Below are 18,472 nucleotides of genomic sequence, written 5' to 3'. Positions count from 1 at the left end.
ATGGCGCCGACCGGCGGCCCACCTGCCGCGCGTCAATTTTGTTGCAGCTGCTGTGCACTCGATACTGGGGGAGTGAACCCGAATCCCGAGCGAGCCCGCCGACGGTACACCTCACCGTTGCGGGAGGAAGCGGCCCGCCGAACCCGCGAGACGATCCGCGACGCCGCGGCGCGGCTGTTCGTTCGCGACGGCTACGTCAGCACCACCGTCAAGAACATCGCGGACGAGGCGGGCGTCGCGGTGCGGACGGTGTTCACCGCCTTCCCCGGCGGCAAGGCGGAGATCTTCCGCGAGGCGCTCGATCACGCGGTGGCCGGCGGCGGTGATCCGCGCGCGGCCGCGGCGGCGGACCCGGAACCGTCCCACGGCAGCGGCGCGGTGTCGCACGTCGATCTGGTGGTCGAGCAGGTGGTCCGCTACGGCACCGCGATGCTCGAACGCGCGGGCGGGTTGCTCATGACCTCCGTGGAATCATCAGGGGCCGATCCCGACATGCGTCGTTTCGCCGCGGACGACGCGAAGGCGACGGCCGAGAACGCCCGCACCCTCGCGGAAGGACTCGAACACGCAGGCTGGCTGCGCGAGGACGTCACCGTCGAGCACGCGGCCGATGTCCTGTTCACCCTGAGTTCCCCGCAGGTGCACGCGCTGCTGAGACGGGATCGCGGATGGGACGTCGACCAGTACCGTCAGTGGCTCTCGGGGACGCTGCGCGCGACGCTGTTGCGACGAACGGCGCCGTGACGGAGTCGGTTCAGTCGTCGCCGCGGTCGTCGAGGTAGAGCCACTCGCCGTCCTCCCGCACGAACCGGCTGTGCTCGCGCATCGAGTCGGGCACCCCGTCCGCTGTCCAGTGTGCGCGGAAGTCCACCGTGCCGGTGGTGTGCAGGAATCCTCCTCCGGTGGTGTGCAGCACCTCGAGACCGGTCCAGCGTTGATCGGGGTCGAACTCGATCGAGCGCGGACGCGTGGACGGGTGCCAGGTGCGCAGCAGGTGCGCCGCATCGCGCGTCGCGAATGCCGTGTACCGCGAACGCATCAGCCGTTCGGCGGTGGGCGCGCTCGCACCGGCCAGCAGCGGCCCGCAGCATTCGGACAGGGGAACGCCGCGACCGCACGGGCACGGGGAGTCCGGGCGGGTGTCGGTGCTGCGGTCGGCTCTGCTCATGGCCACAGTGTCCCCCGAGGGGCTCGGTCGGCCGACCGCGGGGCGGTGGCTGTGGGAGCGGACGATCACCGAGTGCGAATGATGTTCTCGGACCGCGCGCTCCGGAGCGCTCCATGATGCAGAATGCCGAACATGAATGCGCAGCGCTATGTCGGGGTCGTGGGGCCGGGTGAAGCCACGCCCGAACAGCGACGCCTCGCCCGCCAGGTCGGGGGACTCCTCGCCGGACGCCGGGCCGTCGTGGTCACCGGCGGTCTTGGTGGGGTGATGGCGGCAGCCTGCCGTGGCGCTGTGGAAGCCGGTGGGACGACCCTCGGCCTGCTTCCCGGAGACGACCGTGCCGAGGGCAATCCCTATCTGACGGTGGCCGTTCCCACGGGCCTCGGAGAGATGCGCAACGCGTTGCTCGTGCGCAGCAGCGACGCGTTGATCGCGGTGGGTGGAAGCTGGGGCACCATGAGCGAGATCGCGCTCGCCGTCCGCATCGGTGTGCCGGTCATCGCGATCGGAGGCTGGCGGATGCCCGCCGCGGGAGTGCTCGACGTCGAATCGCCCGCCGAGGCCGTCGAGTGCCTGCACGCACTGCTGTGGCGCAAGGACCCGGTATGAGCCGACCGTGACACGACGGTAGGCAGGACCCAGCAGACACGACGATGCCCGCCGATCCGGATCGGCGGGCATCGTCTGTTGTGGGCTTTTGTGGAGCAGGCCCTACGAGCCGGAGTTGGCGAGCTCGTAACGGCGGCGGTACTCCTCCTTGGATGTCTCGCTGATGTCGACGTCGGTGGCGCGGGCGCGAAGGGCGCCGACGGTGGCCTCCTCGCGCGGGATGTGCTCGAACGGATCCCAGCCGAAGAACTTCGCGGCGTTCGCGAAGGTGATCTTGTCGATCTCCTCGTCGGTGCACTCGCACGCGTCGAGTTCCTCTTTGAGCATCTCGGGGGAGTTCGGCCACGTCGAGTCGGAGTGCGGGTAGTCGCATTCCCACGCGATGGTGTCGACGCCGAGCCTGTGACGGTTGTTGAGCCCGCTCGGCTCGGTGATGTAGCAGGCGAGGAAGTTCTTGCGCCACACGTCCGTCGGGCTCATCCCGGCCGGCAGGAAGCTGGTGCCGGTCCAGGACTGGTTGACGATGTGCCGGTCGAGACGGTCGAGCCACGGGGCGACCCATCCGACCCCGCCCTCGCTCATCGCGACCTTCAGATCGGGGAACTTCTGGAAGGCGCCGCTGAGCATGATGTCGGTCGCCGCAATGGTGGAGATGAGCGGCGTGAGGATCATCATGTCGTCGATGTTGAAACCGGCCGGGCGCTTGACCAGGTTGATGCCGCCGCCGATGTGCAGGGACAGCACGATGTCGTGCTCGACGCACGCCTTGAAGATCGGATCCCAGTGCCCGGACTTGAAATCGGGATAACCCTCACCGACGCCGTACGGCGTCTCCGGGATGCTGATCGACCGGCATCCCATGGCGGCGATGCGCTCGATCTCCTTCACCGATTCATCGGCATCGTAGAACGGGACGATGCCGATGGGGATGAACCGCCCCGGGTGGGCGTCCGGGACCTCGCCGACGACCCAGTCGTTGAACGCTTTCAGTGCGGCGAGGGAGAGTTTCTTGTCGGGCAGGCTCGCCAGGTGGGTGCCGGCGAAGCCGGGGAAGGTGGCGAACAGGGTCGCGGCGAGGGTGCCGTTGGCGTCCATGTCGCGCACCCGCAGGTCCATGTCGTAGACGCCCGGCCGCATCTCGGCGTAGCCGGTCGGGTCCATGCCCCATTCGTGCTTGGGCCACGAGACGACCGCGTTGAGGCCGGAACTGCCGACAACGGTGCCCTGGAACTGCCAGGCCTGCACAGTGGGGTTGCGGGGATGGGCGGTGAGTTTGGGAGCCTGGTCCATCAGGCTCTTGGGGAAGTGCTTCTCGAAGATGTCCGCGGGTTCGACGACGTGGTCGTCGATGCTGATCATCACCATGTCTTCGGTTTTCATCGAATCCTCTCCCTGGGCTGCGCAAAGGTCCTGCCGGCGTCGGCGCTCGCGATGAGAACTAGATTTCCGTATTCGAGAACATAAATCAAGGATCGCTGCGTATCGGATGGATTCCGTAGGTGACGATCCCGAATCCACCCCCTCGTCGGGATCGGATCCCGCTCGGAAATCGCGGTATTGTTGCATGATTCGCCGAAGGCCGGAGCGGTGTCGGAACCTTCGATTGAGAGAATGTAATTCTCCATTTCGTGATCGACTGCGCCGAGGGGTGATCGCATGTCCAGTTCGACGGGTGTGCCGGGGTGGTTCGACGATCGAAAATGACAAGAATGCTTGACATAAAATGACAAGCAGAGTTTACTTCTGATGTGACCGACACACCGAGGAGCAACCGGGTCCGCGAATTCCGCAAGAAAGCGGGACTCACCCAAGCCGCGCTCGGCGACGCGGTCGGCGTCAGCAGACAGAGCATCGTCTCGACGGAGAAGGGTGACTACGCGCCCAGCGTGTACCTCGCTCTGCGTCTCGCCCTCAGACTCGACAGCACGGTCGAGGAACTGTTCCCGCTCACCACCAAGGAGCCCTCATGACGGTCTTCGTGAAAACCGCGCGCTTCATCGGCGATCTGGACGACGAGTTCTACCGCGACGAACGTCAGCGAGACGTCTGGAACGAAGCATCGGCGGTGGGATTCCAGTTGTCCCTGTGGATCGCGCTGGTGGCGGCGGCACTGCTCCCGTGGCTCGCCGGCCGCCCCGGGGCGTGGACGGCACTGGGCATCCTCGTGGCCTGGTTCGTCGTGTCGATCGTGACCCAGTTGTACGCGCGGCAACGCGACGTCGACCTGTACGCCACCGCGAAACTGTGGCGACCCCGCAGTGCCGCCGCCGCCGCGCTCTATCTCGTCGGCGTCGCCGGCATCTTCCTCCGCTTGCGCTACGAGAGACGGCCTTTCGAGAACGACGCCGCGACCTGGGCGGGGCGCGTCGCCGGCGCGGCGGTCGTCATCGTCCTCACAGGACTGGTTCTCGCCTGGAGTCGGCGACGCACCCAGCGCCGGCTCGACGCGGAAGAAGCGCTCGACGCGCTCGAGGACTAACGGGCGCGGACGAGCGCTGCGACCGGCTGGGAATCGAGCAGATCGGCGACCCGGACCCGACCGGTGAAAGAGCGTCCGGTCAGGGCGTCCGACCAGTCGCCGTCCGGCAGATCCACGGTCGTGTCCTTCCAGCCCGAGCGCGACAGCGCCACGGTGCGGCGGGAGGCCACCGCGAGGACGTCGAGGTCGTCCGGAGCCGGACCGCGGCCGAACGCGAGCAGGTGCTCGGCGGCCGGGCCGGCGGCGAGGACCGGAACGTACGCGCCACCGACGAAGCTTGCCGGTCGTTCGCGGCGCAACCGGAGCGCGGTGCGCACGATCGTGAACTTCGCCGGGGCCGAATCGGGGGCGTCGAGCAGTCGCCGCCGGGCGTCGAAGTCCACCGGCCGTCGATTGTCCGGGTCGACGAGCGAGTCGTCCCACAGCTCGGTGCCCTGATAGACGTCGGGAACACCCGGCCCCAGCAGTTGCAGCAGCTTCTGCCCGCACGAGACGGCCGCGACGTGCGGTTCGAGCTCGGCGACGAATGCGGTGAGCTCGCCCGCGACCGGCCCGTCGAAGATCGCGTCCAGCCAGCTGCCCACGGCGGTCTCGAACTCCTCGTCGACCTCCGTCCACGTGGTGCGGGTCCCGTTCTCCCGCAGCGCCTTCTGCGCGTAGGCGTGCATCCGTTCGCGCAGTTCGGCGGTCACCACTCCGTCGAGCGGCCAGACCCCGAACAGGGTCTGCCGCAGGAACAGGCCGATCGCCGGATCCGGTGCGGGCGCACGGTCGTTCCACGTCCCGAGCCGGCGGGACCACTCGTCGGCGACCTGTGAGAGCACGCCGATCCGCGCGCGGACGTCCTCGCTGCGTTTGGTGTCGTGGGTCGACAGGGTGGTCATCGCTCGCGGCCACTGCCGTGCCCGCTGGGTCCACGCGAGGTGGAACTCGGCCGGGGTGGCGGAGAAACGGCCCGGTTGCCCGCCCACCTCCTGCAGCGAGATCAGCCGCGCCGCCCGATAGAACAGGCAGTCCTCGACCGCCTTGGCCGTCGCGGCACCGCACACCTGGCCGAAGCGGGCCGCGGCCTCACCACCGAGGGCCATCGCCCGGGCGAACACCGCGAGCGCGGGATCGAGCGCGGGTTGCGTCCGCGCGAGGTCGCCGACGATGCGCGGCACCAGGGTCGCGAGCGGCGCGTAGTCGGCGCGGTAGACGGGAAGCTGTGCGGCGACGGCGATCACGGCCTCGCGCAGCGCCGCGTCGTCGCTTCCGGTGTCGCCGGTCTCGCGTCGGATCGCCCGCACGAGGCGGCGCACCTCGGGTGCGAGCCCGCTGCCGAGCACCGATCGTTTGAGGTCGTGTTCGCGGGCGTGCAGCCACGGCGCGTCGCCCTCGGCGCCGGTGAACCTGCGCGACAGGGCGTTCAGCTCCGTCTCGCCGGCCGGATCGACGAACACCGTCGAGAGTTCGCCGAGCGCGTCGTAGCCGGTGGTGCCGTCCACCGGCAGCGTCGCATCCAGCGGTTCGGCATCGCCGAGGATCTTCTCGATCACGAGCCACCGCTCGGGGCCGATCACCTCGCGCAGACGCGCGAGATAACCGGACGGATCGGCGAGACCGTCCGGATGGTCGACACGGATCCCGTCGACCAGGTCGTCGGCGATCCACGACGCGACCTGCTCGTGCGTCGCGTCGAACACCGCGGGATCCTCCACCCGCACCGCGGCGAGATCGTCGACGTTGAAGAAGCGGCGGTATCCGATCAACCCCGAGTTCCACGCCACGAGCCGGTAGGCCTGCCGCGCGTGGACCTCCTCACCGGTGCCCTCGTCGGTCCCGGGAGCGATCGGGAATCGCTTGTCGTAGTAGGCGAGCATCGGCTCGTCGCCGGAGCGGTCGACGGTCAGCTCCTGCACTGCGTCGTCCGATCCGAGCACCGGCAGAGCGATCCGACCGTCCACACCGTTGTCGCCGGCGAGGTCGAGATCGAAGAACGACGCGTAGCGCGACCCGGAGCCGTGCTTCAGGACGTCCCACCACCACGCGTTCTGACGTGGGTCGGCCACCCCGACATGGTTGGGGACGATGTCGACGACCAGCCCCATACCCCGTGCGCGTGCCTCCCGCGACAACCGTTCCAGACCCTCGCGTCCTCCGAGCGACTCGGAGACCGTGCCGGGATCGACCACGTCGTATCCGTGGGTGGACCCGATCGTCGCGCTGAGGACGGGGGAGAGGTAGACGTGCGAGACACCCAGGGCGTCGAGATAGTCGAGCAGGGCGACGGCGTCGGCGAAGGTGCACTCGTCGCCGCGCATCTGGAGTCGGTAGGTGGACAACACCGGCGCAGTATTCCCCGCGCCGGCGTTGCTCACACCTGCCGACTCCGTACCGCCGGTCGTCACCGGGTCTTCCGGAGCACCAGCACCGAGCGCGCCTGCACCCGGACCGGCTTACCGGCGACGACGACCTCCTCGCGCAGACCGTCGGGAACGTCGGTGTCGAGCGCGACCGTCCACTCCTCGGCGTGCGGGCCGTCGGGGGTGACGAACTCGATCGGCTCGTGATGGGCGTTGAAGCACATCAGGAACGAGTCGTCGACGACGCGCTGCCCCCGCTGATCGGGTTCGGGGATCCCCTCGCCGTTGAGGAAGACCGCAAGCGACTTGCCGAAACCGCTGTCCCAGTCCTCGGGCATCATCTCGTCGCCGGCCGGTGTGCGCCACGCGATGTCGCGGGACTGATCGCCGCTGCGGATGGGCCGGCCCTCGAAGAACCTGCGACGCCGGAAGACAGGATGGTCGGTGCGCAGCGCGATCACGTTGCGGGTGAACGCGACCAGGTCGGCGTTGGACTCGGCGAGCGACCAGTCCACCCACGACAGTTCGTTGTCCTGGCAGTACACGTTGTTGTTGCCCTGCTGGGTGCGGCCGAACTCGTCGCCGTGGGCGAGCATCGGCGTGCCCTGCGACAGGATCAGCGTCGCGAGCATGTTGCGCTGCTGGCGCCCGCGCAGCGCGAGGACCTCGGGATCGTCCGTGGGGCCCTCCACCCCGCAGTTCCACGACCGGTTGTGCGACTCGCCGTCGCGATTGTCCTCGCCGTTGGCGTCGTTGTGCTTCTCGTTGTACGACACCAGGTCCGCGAGGGTGAACCCATCGTGGGCGGTGACGAAGTTGACCGACGCGCCGGGACGGCGGCCGGTGTCCTCGTACAGATCCGACGAGCCGGTCAGGCGCGACGCGAACTCGCCGAGGGTGGCCGGCTCGCCGCGCCAGTAGTCGCGGACCGTGTCGCGGTACTTGCCGTTCCACTCCGTCCACTGACCGGGGAAGTTGCCCACCTGGTAACCGCCCTCACCGACGTCCCACGGCTCGGCGATGAGCTTGACCTGCGAGACCACCGGATCCTGCTGGACGAGATCGAAGAAGGCCGACAGCCGGTCGACGTCGTGCAGCTCGCGCGCCAGGGTCGACGCGAGATCGAACCGGAAGCCGTCGACGTGCATCTCGGTCACCCAGTAGCGCAGCGAGTCCATGATCAACTGCAGAGTGTGCGGGTGACGGGCGTTGAGGCTGTTGCCCGTTCCCGTGTAGTCCATGTAGTAGGCCTTGTCGTCGTCGACGAGGCGGTAGTAGGCGGCGTTGTCGATGCCGCGGAAGCAGATGGTGGGACCGAGATGGTTCCCCTCGGCGGTGTGGTTGTAGACCACGTCGAGGATCACCTCGATGCCCGCCTCGTGGAAGGCCCGCACCATCGCCTTGAACTCGGAGACCACGGCGCTCGGCTTGGTCGACGACGAGTACTCGGCGTGCGGCGCGAAGAACCCGAAGGTGTTGTACCCCCAGTAGTTCCGCAGTCCCTGGTCGATCAGCACCTGGTCGTGCATGAACTGGTGCACGGGCATCAGCTCGATCGCGGTGACGCCGAGATCGAGGAGATGGTCGATGATCGCCGGGTGCGCGAGACCGGCGTAGGTGCCCCGCATGTGTTCGGGGACGTCCGGATGCGTGGCTGTCATTCCCTTGACGTGGGCCTCGTAGATGACCGTCTCGTTGTAGGGGCGGCGGGGATGACGATCCATCGCCCAATCGAAGAACGGGTTGATCACCACGGTCGTCATGGTGTGGCCCAGCGAATCCAGGCCGGGCAGCTCCGCGGCGGCGTCGGAGGTCTGCCCCGTCGCGATCGCCTCGGGCTCGGCATCGTCGGTGGACGCGGCGTCGCCGGTGTCGGCGTCCTCGGTGTCGGTGTCCTCGGGGTCTGCGGTGTCGTCCGTGTTCTCGTCCGCACCGCTGTCGGCCTCGGGCTCGGCGCCGGGCAGCGGGTACGAGAACAGCGACGGGTCGCCGTCGAACGACCCGTCGAACGCCTTCCCGTACGGGTCGAGAAGCAGCTTGCTCGGATCGCACCGGTGACCGTTCTCCGGATCGAACGGACCGTGCACGCGGTAGCCGTAACGCTGGCCGGGGGAGACCGTCGGAAGGTAGGCGTGCCAGACGTAACCGTCCACCTCCTCGAGCGGGATGCGGGTCTCGGTCCCGTCACGGGAGATCAGGCACAGCTCGACCTTCTCGGCGATCTCGGAGAACAGTGCGAAGTTCGTGCCCGCCCCGTCGTAGGTCGCGCCGAGGGGATAGGGGGATCCCGGCCACACTTCCAGGGTCTCGGACATCTCGTCGCTGGCGCTCGCTTCGGTGGTCTCCATGCCCGCCAACAGTAGTCTTCCGGCGGTCCCGGCACCGGGTGAGCGCGTCACCACCAACCGGTGGCGGGACCGAGTTGTCGGCCGAGCTCGGGCGTCAGCGTCCGGACGTAGGTCGTGGTGAGGTGGTTCTCGTCACGGTAGATGAGGATGTTTCCCTCCACCGCCCGGCACAGATCCTGCCGGCAGAACTTGTCGGACAGGTCGAGCAGCGACACCGTGGGCAGGTGCGCGGACGCGGCGACGGCCGGGTCGACCGGGTCCAGCGCCTCCTCACGGGGCACGCCACACGTCTCCGCGGTGCCGCCTCCGGCGAGGCAGTCGGCGGCCCGATAGGCGACGTCGCCGCGGAACAGCCACGGGTTGTCGCGGATCGCCACCACCGGGATGCCGTAGTCGGCGAGCGTCTCCCACAGATCGACGTACCAGAACGGGACGAAGTCGCCCGGTCCCTCGCCCTGGTCCTTGGTGCGCGTCGACGTGGTGAACACGTAGTCGGGCGGATCGGCGCGCAGTTCCGCGAGGACGGCGGTCGACCACGTGTCGCACTCGACCGTCGGGGACTCCTCGACCAGCGGGGCGAGGGGATCGGAGAGCGGGCACCCGACCTTGAGATAGGTGTCGAGGCGGAAACCGTGTTCGATGCCGAGCGCGTCGAGCGCGGCGAGCCAGTGCTCCGAGTGCGACCCCCCGACGATCACCATGCGGCGCGTCGCGAGCGGGTCGCCGTAGGTACAGGTCAACGGTGTGCGGTTGGTGTGCTGGGCAATACAGTTCTCGAGCGTCGCAGGAGGCAGGTCGCGGTGGGCGACGAGCAGCGGAGGTTGCACCGGTTGCGGCTCGGTGGAGACGGCGGGATCGAACACCGCCGCGCCGGGATACAGCTCCGTCGGCAGGGCGGCGATGTCGTCGAGGGTCTCCGTCGAACGGTCGACATGGGTGTGCCAGAGGTTCGCGGCCCCGACGAGGGCGACGGCCAGGACCGTCACGACACCTACGAGCGCGGTGCGGGACGGCCGAGGGGGTTCGACGCGGCGGATCGGGTCCTCGAACCACCGGGTCGACGCCTCGGCGAGCAGCAGCGACAGGGCGATCACGACGAGCCCGCCCACGAGGCCGACCGACGTATGGCCGCGCACGATCAGGTAGCCGATGAGGATCGGCCAGTGCCACAGGTACAGCGCGTAGGCGATCGCCCCGAGGCGCACCATGGGCGCGGACGCCAGCAGTCGCGCCGACGGTGTGTCGTGCTCGGCGCCGGAGTCGGAGTCAGGACCGGAGCCGGAGCGGATGCCCGCGACGACGAGCGCCATCGCCGCACCGACGGGGACGAGTGCCCACGGGCCGGGGAAGAGGGAGTTGCCGTCGAGGACGAAGCCGCACGCGAGCAGCACCGCGAGGCCGAGGGCGCCGAGCACGATCCGCAGGACGCGCGGAACCCGCAGCCACGGCGACAGGCACATCAGCAGTCCACCGAGGGTCAGCTCCCACGCACGGGCGGCACTGTCGTAGTACAGCCACGACTGCGGCCGGTCGGCGAGCACCGCATACGCCAGCGACGCCGCGGTGAGGACGGCCAGCAGCACCGTCAGTGGCAGACGGACAGGCACCGACATCCGCCGCAGCAGCCACGCGAAGCCGAACACCACCACGAGCGCCGCGATGTAGAACTGGCCCTGCACGGCGATCGACCACAGGTGCTGGAGCGGACTGACCATCGGATCGGCGGCCAGATAGTCGCTCGCCGTGCGGGCGAGGTGCCAGTTCTGGAAGAAGAGCAGCGACGCGCCGGTCTGGTCGGCCACCTCGAGCCACTGCGTGAACGGCCGCAGCACCACCGTGGCGGCCGCGACGGCGGTGAGCACGACGACGAGCGGCGGCAGCAGACGCCGGCCGATCCGCCGCAGGACCGGACGCGGATCGAGCGGGGCCGAGGAGTCGGCCGTCCGCAGGAGCGTGCCCACGAAGAAGAAGCCGGAGAGCGCCAGGAAGACGTCGACACCACCGGAGACGCGACCGAACCAGACGTGGAAGATCACCACGAGCGCGATCGCGAGACCGCGCAGTCCGTCGATGTCGGCACGACGTGCGGGGCGCGTGCCTGCTGTCCGCGCACCACTCTCGAGTTCCGGTCCCGAGGTGTGGACGGACATGTGACGGATACCCCCGGTGTCTTACGTGTTCGGCTGTGCTGCGAACCGGCGACGAGCGCACCGGTCGATTGCCGTGAGCGTCGTTCACGGCAACTCGGGCAGACTACGCGGCTGCGGGCGGCGACTTCCAACCGCCTACAGTCTGGGCGTGGGCAACTCTCCTCTCCCGGTCGAGCGGATCCGCACCCTCGACGCTCGGCACCTCTGGCACCCCTACGGCGCGTTTCCGGCGACCACCGAATCGTTGGTGGTCGACCGTGCCCACGGTACCCGGATCGTCCTCGCCGACGGTCGTGAGCTGGTCGACGGCATGAGTTCGTGGTGGGCCGCGGTGCACGGATACGGGCATCCGGTCCTCGACGCCGCCGTCCGCGATCAGCTCGACCGCATGAGCCACGTGATGTTCGGCGGTCTCACCCACGAGCCCGCCGCACGGCTCGCGGAACTGCTCGTCGACATCACCCCCGACGGTCTCGACACGGTCTTCCTCGCCGACTCGGGTTCGGTGTCGGTGGAGGTGGCCATGAAGATGGCGGTGCAGTACCAGCGTGCCGTCGGCAGACCGGGACGGCGTCGCCTGCTCACCTGGCGCGGCGGCTACCACGGCGACACCTTCGCCCCGATGAGCGTGTGCGACCCGGAAGGCGGCATGCATGCACTGTGGACCGACATGCTCGCACGGCAGGTCTTCGCGCCGGCCCCACCGGCTCACTTCGATCCCGGCTACGTCGCGCAGTTCGAGGCGGTTCTGCTCGAGCACGTCGACGAGCTCGCCGCGATCGTCGTCGAGCCGGTCGTCCAGGGTGCCGGCGGCATGCGCTTCCACGACCCGCGGTATCTGCGCGAGCTGCGCAGGATGTGCGACGAGCACGGACTGGTGCTGATCTTCGACGAGATCGCGACCGGTTTCGGGCGCACCGGCGAACTCTTCGCCGCCGACCATGCACAGGTGAGCCCGGACGTGATGTGCGTGGGCAAGGCACTCACCGGCGGATACATGACCCTCGCCGCGACACTGTGCACGCGGGCCGTCGCCGAGGCGATCAGCGCGGGGGAGGGCGGTGGCGTGATGCACGGTCCGACCTTCATGGGCAACCCGCTCGCGTGCGCCGTCGCCGTCGCGGCGGTCGAACTGCTGCTCTCCCGCGACTGGAGGGCCGAGGTGGCGGCGGTGAACGCGGGACTGACGGAAGGGCTCGCGCCGGCACGCGAGTTGCCGGGGGTCGCGGACGTCCGCGTCCTCGGAGGCATCGGCGTGATCGAACTCACCGATCCGGTGGACATGCGCGCGACCACCGACGCCGCTGTGGCGGCCGGGGTGTGGCTGCGGCCGTTCCGCAATCTCGTCTACGCGATGCCGCCCTACATCTGCTCGGCCGACGATCTCGCGGCGATCACCTCGGGGATGATCGCCGCCGTCGGCGCGAACACCCGGTGACCGCCGCGGTCAGCGGACCGCGGTGAGGAACTCCGCGATCGCGTCGGCCACCGCCGTGGGGGTGGTGACGTGCGCGAAGTGCTCGTGCCACGAGAACTCGACCAACCGGGTGTCGGGCATGACGGCCCGCAGGGCCTCGGTGGCCACGACGTGGTGCTGCGCGGTCCGCGAGCCCTGCAGGAACAGGGTCGGGGTCGTGACGGAGGCGTACCTCGCGACATCCGGCCCGTGACCGTCGATGACGCGCAGTTCGCGCACCCAGGTGGGTGCCAGCTCCGCCATCCGGGACCAGATCGGGGTGCCGCGCAGCCGATCGACCCCTGCTGCGGGGACGCGGAGGATGTCGATCATGGCGATGGTGAGCGCGCGGTCGAGGTCCCCGGCGTCCACTGCTGCCGCATACGGTGCGAGGGCGGCTCCGGCGAGCGGCCCGGCGACCGGCACCGGCGGTTCGTAGAGGACGAGTCCGGGCACGTCGACTCCCGAGGCGACCGCCGCGAGGGCGCACAGTGCGCCGTAGGAGTGCCCGACGAGCGAGGCGTCCGGTCCGGCGGCGTCGAGAACCGCGGCGATGTCGGCGATCTCGGTGTCGATCGAGTACGCGTCGGCGTCGCCGCTGAGCCCGCGCCCGCGCCGGTCCACGAGATGGACGGTGAAGCGGTCCGCCAGGACGGAGGCCACGCGCGACCATTCGTCCCCGGTCGCGATGCTGCCGTGCACGACGACGAGACCCGGTCCCTGCCCGAGCCTGCGGAATCCGATCGTCGTTCCGTCCCGGGACTCGATGTGGACGACCACGTCACCTGCCTTTCGTCGGGGTCTGCCGGACCGTCCGAGCCTACGATCCGAGCCGACCGATATGGCGACTTGAACGGTGTTCAAGTATGGTCACCGCTCATGACCGCACATCCCGCCCTGGCGTGGCTCGACGACACCGCGGCGGCGCGACGCGCAGCGGGTCTGCACCGCGACCCCGTCGTCCGCACCCCCGGCTCGACCGTCGTCGACCTCGCCTCCAACGACTATCTCGGCCTGACCGGCCATCCCGAGGTCCTCGCGGGAGCCACCGCTGCCCTGCGGCGATGGGGAGCCGGCGCCACCGGATCGCGGCTGGTCACCGGCACCACCGCCGAACACGAACTCCTCGAACGCGAACTCGCCGACTTCGTCGGGGCCGACAGCGGCCTGGTGTTCTCGAGCGGATACGCCGCGAACCTCGGTGCCGTCGCCGCCCTGGGTGGCAAGGACGCACTGATCGTCTCGGACGCCGGCGGTCACGCCTCGCTCGTCGATGCGTGCCGGCTGTCCCGCTCGAGGATCGTCGTCACCCCGCACAACGACGTCGACGCGGTCGCGCACGCCCTCGCGACCCGCACCGAGGCCCGCGCGCTCGTCCTGACCGACTCGGTGTTCAGTACCGACGGCGACCTCGCGCCGCTGCGGGAACTGCATCGCGTCTGCCGAGCGCACGGCGCGTTGCTCCTCGTCGACGAGGCCCACGGAGTGGGGGTCCGCGGCGCGGGGGGCCGCGGACTCGTCCACGAAGTGGGTCTCGCCGGCGAGCCCGATGTGGTCGTCACCGCGACGCTGTCGAAATCCCTTGCCTCCCAGGGCGGAGCCGTCCTCGCCGACGGGCGTGTACGGGAACATCTCGTGGACACCGCCCGCACCTTCATCTTCGACACCGGACTCGCCCCGGCCGCCGTCGGTGCCGCCCGGGGTGCGTTGAAGGTGCTGCGCGCCGAACCCGCCCGTGCCGCTGCAGTGCTCGAGCAGGCCGCGCACCTCGCTCGTCTCACGGGCGTCGAGGTGCCGCCGTCCGCTGTGGTGTCGGTGATCCTCGGCGACCCGCACGTCGCCGCCGACGCAGCGGCGAAGTGCCGCGACCGCGGCGTGCACGTCGGCTGCTTCCGGCCGCCCTCGGTTCCGGCCGGTACCTCGCGGCTGCGCCTGACGGCACGCGCGAACCTCACCGACGACGAACGCGCCCTCGTCGACGAGGTGCTCACCGACGTCCTCGCGGGAGCCCGGGCGTGAGCATCCTCGTCGTCACCGGCACGTCGACCGATGTGGGCAAGACCGTCGCGACCGCGGCACTCGCCGCGAACGCCGTGGCCGCGGGACTGCGGGTCGCGGTGTGCAAACCCGCCCAGACGGGCGTGAGGGACGACGGGCCGGGCGACCTGCAGGAGATCCGGCGACTGGCCGGGGACCGTGTCCGGCTCGTCGAACTCGCGCGGTATCCCGATCCGCTCGCACCCGACACCGCCGCGCGGCGCAGCGGACGCCCGCTGCTCACCCTCGAGGAGATCGTCGACACCGTCCGGATGCTCGACGCCGAGTACGACCTCACTTTGGTCGAAGGTGCGGGAGGTCTGCTCGTCCGGCTCGGTGCGGGCGGCTTCACCCTCGCCGACGTCGCGGCCATGCTCGGAGCGCCGGCGGTGATCGTCGCCGCCGCGGGACTGGGCACGCTCAACCACACCGCGCTCACCGTGGCTGCGCTCCGCTCTTCAGGGGTCGAGTGTCCGGGGGTGATCATCGGATCCTGGCCTACTGCACCGGATCTGGCGGAACGGTGCAATCTCGACGACCTTCCCGACGTCACCGGCGTCCCCGTCGTGGGCAGGATCCCGGCCGGCAGCGGCGCTCTCGACGCCCGCGTCTTCGCCACCCGTGCCTCTCGGTGGTCGGATCTGCCGCTCCCGACGAAACGGCGTGCGGGCGGAGCTTCCGCTGTACTGTGATGGATGCCACACTGCAACTGGCCTGTTCCCATCGTGTCGGCCGGCGCGACATGCCGATACCCGCTACGGAAGGGACATGTCGACCGCTCGGCCCGGAGGTACTGATGTCCATCAGCGAATTGCAGGAACTTCAGCGCACCGCCGCCCACCTGCGCCAATGCCTCGGATCCCTACGATCGCGCTACGGGGACGCAGCCCCGGTGAAGAGGCTGTCGAACGACGTCGAACGTCTCGACATCGACATACGCGACTTCGCCGAACATCCTCCGCGCGAGGTCGTCAACAGTCTCGGTGAACGCATCCCGATTCCCGATACGCCGTACGACGACTCGTTGTTCCGCGGAACGGATACGGACGACGAAGGTCTCGGCGGGCTGCACGGCTCGCGGTGAGCACCTCCGAGGCGACGCCGGCGGCGCGCGGTGAGCCGGCCACCGGCGTCCGCTCCGAGGGCCGCGCACGGATCACCGCGCGGACGCTGCGGATCGACCGGTGGTGGCAGACACCCGCACTCACCGTCCTCGGTCTCGGTGTGTTCGTGGTGTACGCGACGATCCGCTCGTTCGTGCGCAGCGCCTACTACGTCGAGGACTACCACTACCTGACGCCGTTCTACTCGCCGTGCGTGAGCGCGTCCTGCGTGGACGGCGCCCGCCATTTCGGCACGTGGGTCGGCGAACTCCCGATGTGGATCCCGCTCGCCTTCCTGTCGCTGCCGTTCCTCCTCGGCTTCCGGCTGACCTGCTACTACTACCGCAAGGCCTACTACCGATCGTTCTGGTTGTCGCCGCCGGCGTGCGCGGTCGCCGAACCGCACCGACACTACACCGGCGAGACGCGGTTCCCGCTGATCCTGCAGAACTCGCACCGCTACTTCTTCTACGCCGGTTTCGTGGTGTCGCTGATCAACACCTACGACGTCATCCTGTCCTTCCACAGCCCGAGCGGATTCGGCATCGGACTCGGCAACCTGATCCTGCTCATCAACGTCGTGCTGCTCTGGGGTTACACGCTGTCGTGCCACTCCTGCCGGCACGTCACAGGCGGCCGGCTGCGGCACTTCTCGAAACACCCCGTGCGCTACCGGATCTGGACGTTCGTCTCGAAACTCAACACCAGGCACATGCAGTTCGCGTGGATCACGCTGGGGACCCTGATCCTCACGGACTTCTACATCATGCTCGTGGCGAGCGACACCATCGCCGATCTGCGGTTCATCGGCTGACGCGCACGGCACGACACCGGCCGCACCGGAGGAGGGGGAACACGGATGGTGGATGTCGAACGGCACAAGGTCGACGTCGTCGTGATCGGAGCAGGCGGCGCCGGGCTGCGCGCGGTGATCGAGGCGCGGCAGCGCGGCTTCTCCGTTGCCGTGGTGTGCAAGTCCCTGTTCGGCAAGGCCCACACCGTGATGGCCGAAGGCGGATGCGCCGCCGCGATGGGCAACGCCAACCCCCGCGACTCCTGGCAGGTGCACTTCCAGGACACGATGCGTGGCGGCAAGTTCCTCAACAACTGGCGGATGGCCGAACTGCACGCCCGCGAGGCCCCCGACCGCGTGTGGGAGCTGGAGACCTACGGAGCACTGTTCGACCGCACCCCCGACGGACGGATCAGCCAGCGCAACTTCGGCGGTCACACCTATCCGCGGCTCGCGCACGTCGGCGATCGCACCGGACTCGAACTCATCCGCACGATGCAGCAGAAGATCGTGTCACTGCAGCAGGAGGATCACGCCGAGCACGGCGACTACGAGGCCCGGGTGCGGGTCTTCGCCGAATGCACCATCACCGAACTGCTGAAGGACGCGGAGGGACGCATCGCCGGCGCGTTCGGATACTGGCGCGAGACCGGACGATTCGTGCTGTTCGAGGCGCCCGCGGTCGTCATCGCCACCGGCGGTATCGGCAAGTCGTGGAAGGTCACGTCGAACTCGTGGGAGTACACGGGCGACGGGCACGCCCTCGCCCTGCGCGCCGGCGCCACCCTCATCAACATGGAGTTCGTCCAGTTCCACCCGACGGGAATGATCTGGCCGCCGAGTGTGAAGGGCATCCTCGTCACCGAGGGTGTGCGCGGCGACGGCGGAGTGCTGAAGAACTCCGAGGGAGAACGATTCATGTTCTCCTACATCCCGCCGGTGTTCAAAGGCCAGTACGCGGAGACCGAGGAGGAGGCCGACCGCTGGTACGAGGACCAGGAGAACAATCGCCGCACGCCCGACCTGCTCCCACGCGACGAGGTCGCCCGCGCCATCAACTCCGAGGTCAAGGACGGCCGGGGCACCCCGCACGGCGGAGTCTTCCTCGACATCGCCTCGCGGATGCCGGCCGACGAGATCATGCGCCGCCTGCCGTCGATGCACCACCAGTTCAAGGAACTCGCCGACGTCGACATCACCGCCGAGGCCATGGAGGTCGGCCCGACCTGCCACTACGTGATGGGCGGCATCGAGGTCGACCCCGACACCGCCGCTGCGGCAGTCCCGGGGCTGTTCGCCGCCGGGGAATGTTCCGGTGGCATGCACGGATCGAACCGGCTGGGCGGGAATTCGCTGTCCGATCTGCTGGTCTTCGGTCGCCGGGCAGGTCTCGGCGCCGCCGACTACGTGCAGGGACTCACGTCGCGGCCGACCGTCGGCGACGCCGACATCGACGCCGCCGCCCGCGCGGCGCTCTCGCCCTTCGATCCGGCCGACGCCGATCGCGCCGAGAACCCCTACACCCTGCACACCGACCTGCAACAGGTCATGCAGGATCTCGTGGGCATCATCCGGCGCGCGGACGAGATCGAACGCGCCCTGCGCGAACTCGACACCCTGCGCACACGGATCCGCAACGTCGCGGTGGAGGGCCACCGCCAGTTCAACCCGGGCTGGCATCTCGCCCTGGACCTGCGGAACATGCTCCTCGTGTGCGAGTGCGTCGCACGGGCCGCGTTGCAGCGCACCGAGAGCCGCGGGGGACATACCCGCGACGACCACCCGTCGATGGACCCCGAATGGCGTCGCACTCTGCTCGCCTGTCGCCTGGACGGCGGCGACCCGTTCGTCCCCGACGTGACGGTCACCGCCGAACGGCAGCAACCGATGCGCCGCGACCTGCTGGAGCTGTTCGACATCGACGAACTCGGGAAGTACTACACCGACGAGGAACTCGCGGACCATCCCGGACGGAGGGGTTGAG

General features: G+C 69.2%; 16 protein-coding genes. 10 read left to right on the top strand and 6 right to left on the bottom strand.

The annotated features are described in order from the left end of the window. Positions 1-72: 72 nt before the first annotated feature. Entirely contained in the window at positions 73-744 is a 672-nt protein-coding gene (locus tag ACPCXD_RS14580) for a TetR/AcrR family transcriptional regulator (RefSeq protein ID WP_423660094.1), read from the top strand. A 10-nt stretch (positions 745-754) separates the two neighbouring features. Here ACPCXD_RS14580 and ACPCXD_RS14575 read toward each other — a convergent pair whose 3' ends face one another. Beyond that, complete coding sequence (locus tag ACPCXD_RS14575; protein WP_088898457.1) at positions 755-1,168, bottom strand: YchJ family protein; 414 nt, start codon at positions 1,166-1,168, stop codon at positions 755-757. Positions 1,169-1,291: 123 nt separating this feature from the next. Here ACPCXD_RS14575 and ACPCXD_RS14570 point away from each other — a divergent pair, with 123 nt between their 5' ends. Beyond that, positions 1,292-1,777, top strand: coding sequence for a TIGR00725 family protein (locus ACPCXD_RS14570; RefSeq protein ID WP_060652834.1), 486 nt, complete (start codon positions 1,292-1,294; stop codon positions 1,775-1,777). A gap of 102 nt (positions 1,778-1,879) precedes the next feature. Here the strand turns inward: ACPCXD_RS14570 and ACPCXD_RS14565 are convergent, their stop codons facing one another. Next, complete coding sequence (locus ACPCXD_RS14565; RefSeq protein WP_229565035.1) at positions 1,880-3,157, bottom strand: amidohydrolase family protein; 1,278 nt, start codon at positions 3,155-3,157, stop codon at positions 1,880-1,882. A gap of 368 nt (positions 3,158-3,525) precedes the next feature. Here ACPCXD_RS14565 and ACPCXD_RS14560 point away from each other — a divergent pair, with 368 nt between their 5' ends. Together ACPCXD_RS14560 and ACPCXD_RS14555 are read left to right on the top strand one after the other, a co-directional pair. Beyond that, positions 3,526-3,747: a helix-turn-helix transcriptional regulator gene (locus ACPCXD_RS14560; protein WP_120283190.1), complete on the top strand. Its 222-nt coding sequence runs from the start codon at positions 3,526-3,528 to the stop codon at positions 3,745-3,747. Then, positions 3,744-4,256, top strand: a complete 513-nt coding sequence (locus ACPCXD_RS14555; RefSeq protein WP_423660091.1) for a DUF2029 domain-containing protein — start codon at positions 3,744-3,746, stop codon at positions 4,254-4,256. Before ACPCXD_RS14560 ends, ACPCXD_RS14555 begins: the two co-directional genes overlap by 4 nt. Here ACPCXD_RS14555 and treY read toward each other — a convergent pair. From treY to ACPCXD_RS14540, 3 genes are read right to left on the bottom strand one after another with little or no spacing between them, the layout of a single operon-like run. Beyond that, a complete protein-coding gene (gene treY / locus ACPCXD_RS14550; protein WP_423660089.1) occupies positions 4,253-6,646 on the bottom strand; it encodes a malto-oligosyltrehalose synthase in 2,394 nt (797 codons plus the stop codon). The genes ACPCXD_RS14555 and treY overlap by 4 nt on opposite strands. Further along, positions 6,643-8,949, bottom strand: a complete 2,307-nt coding sequence (gene glgX / locus ACPCXD_RS14545) for a glycogen debranching protein GlgX (RefSeq protein ID WP_423660087.1) — start codon at positions 8,947-8,949, stop codon at positions 6,643-6,645. The genes treY and glgX overlap by 4 nt, the downstream gene beginning before the upstream one ends. Before the next feature lie 47 nt (positions 8,950-8,996). Then, entirely contained in the window at positions 8,997-11,099 is a 2,103-nt protein-coding gene (locus tag ACPCXD_RS14540) for an acyltransferase family protein (RefSeq protein ID WP_423660085.1), read from the bottom strand. Positions 11,100-11,247: 148 nt separating this feature from the next. Here ACPCXD_RS14540 and ACPCXD_RS14535 point away from each other — a divergent pair, with 148 nt between their 5' ends. Further along, positions 11,248-12,537 (top strand): adenosylmethionine--8-amino-7-oxononanoate transaminase, encoded by a 1,290-nt coding sequence (locus tag ACPCXD_RS14535; RefSeq protein WP_160875798.1) that lies wholly within the window; start codon positions 11,248-11,250, stop codon positions 12,535-12,537. A 9-nt stretch (positions 12,538-12,546) separates the two neighbouring features. Here the strand turns inward: ACPCXD_RS14535 and ACPCXD_RS14530 are convergent, their stop codons facing one another. Continuing rightward, positions 12,547-13,335, bottom strand: a complete 789-nt coding sequence (locus ACPCXD_RS14530; protein ID WP_423660082.1) for an alpha/beta fold hydrolase — start codon at positions 13,333-13,335, stop codon at positions 12,547-12,549. Between the two features lie 99 nt (positions 13,336-13,434). On the opposite strand from ACPCXD_RS14530, the gene ACPCXD_RS14525 reads away from it, so the two are divergent. The 5 genes from ACPCXD_RS14525 to ACPCXD_RS14505 all read left to right on the top strand — a co-directional run bounded on the left by ACPCXD_RS14525 (position 13,435) and on the right by ACPCXD_RS14505 (position 18,471). Continuing rightward, positions 13,435-14,574 (top strand): aminotransferase class I/II-fold pyridoxal phosphate-dependent enzyme, encoded by a 1,140-nt coding sequence (locus tag ACPCXD_RS14525; protein WP_160875802.1) that lies wholly within the window; start codon positions 13,435-13,437, stop codon positions 14,572-14,574. Further along, positions 14,571-15,284: a dethiobiotin synthase gene (bioD, locus tag ACPCXD_RS14520; RefSeq protein WP_160875804.1), complete on the top strand. Its 714-nt coding sequence runs from the start codon at positions 14,571-14,573 to the stop codon at positions 15,282-15,284. The genes ACPCXD_RS14525 and bioD overlap by 4 nt, the downstream gene beginning before the upstream one ends. Before the next feature lie 104 nt (positions 15,285-15,388). Then, positions 15,389-15,676: an Rv0250c family protein gene (locus ACPCXD_RS14515; protein ID WP_016694393.1), complete on the top strand. Its 288-nt coding sequence runs from the start codon at positions 15,389-15,391 to the stop codon at positions 15,674-15,676. Next, a complete protein-coding gene (gene sdhC, locus ACPCXD_RS14510) occupies positions 15,673-16,509 on the top strand; it encodes a succinate dehydrogenase subunit SdhC (RefSeq protein WP_160875806.1) in 837 nt (278 codons plus the stop codon). Before ACPCXD_RS14515 ends, sdhC begins: the two co-directional genes overlap by 4 nt. 45 nt (positions 16,510-16,554) lie before the next feature. Beyond that, complete coding sequence (locus tag ACPCXD_RS14505) at positions 16,555-18,471, top strand: fumarate reductase/succinate dehydrogenase flavoprotein subunit (RefSeq protein WP_423660079.1); 1,917 nt, start codon at positions 16,555-16,557, stop codon at positions 18,469-18,471. The last annotated feature ends 1 nt before the right edge of the window (position 18,472 follow it).

The organism is Rhodococcus sp. AB351, from assembly GCF_049538275.1.
Taxonomy (GTDB): domain Bacteria; phylum Actinomycetota; class Actinomycetes; order Mycobacteriales; family Mycobacteriaceae; genus Rhodococcus.
This window is presented reverse-complemented; position numbering and strand designations above follow the sequence as displayed.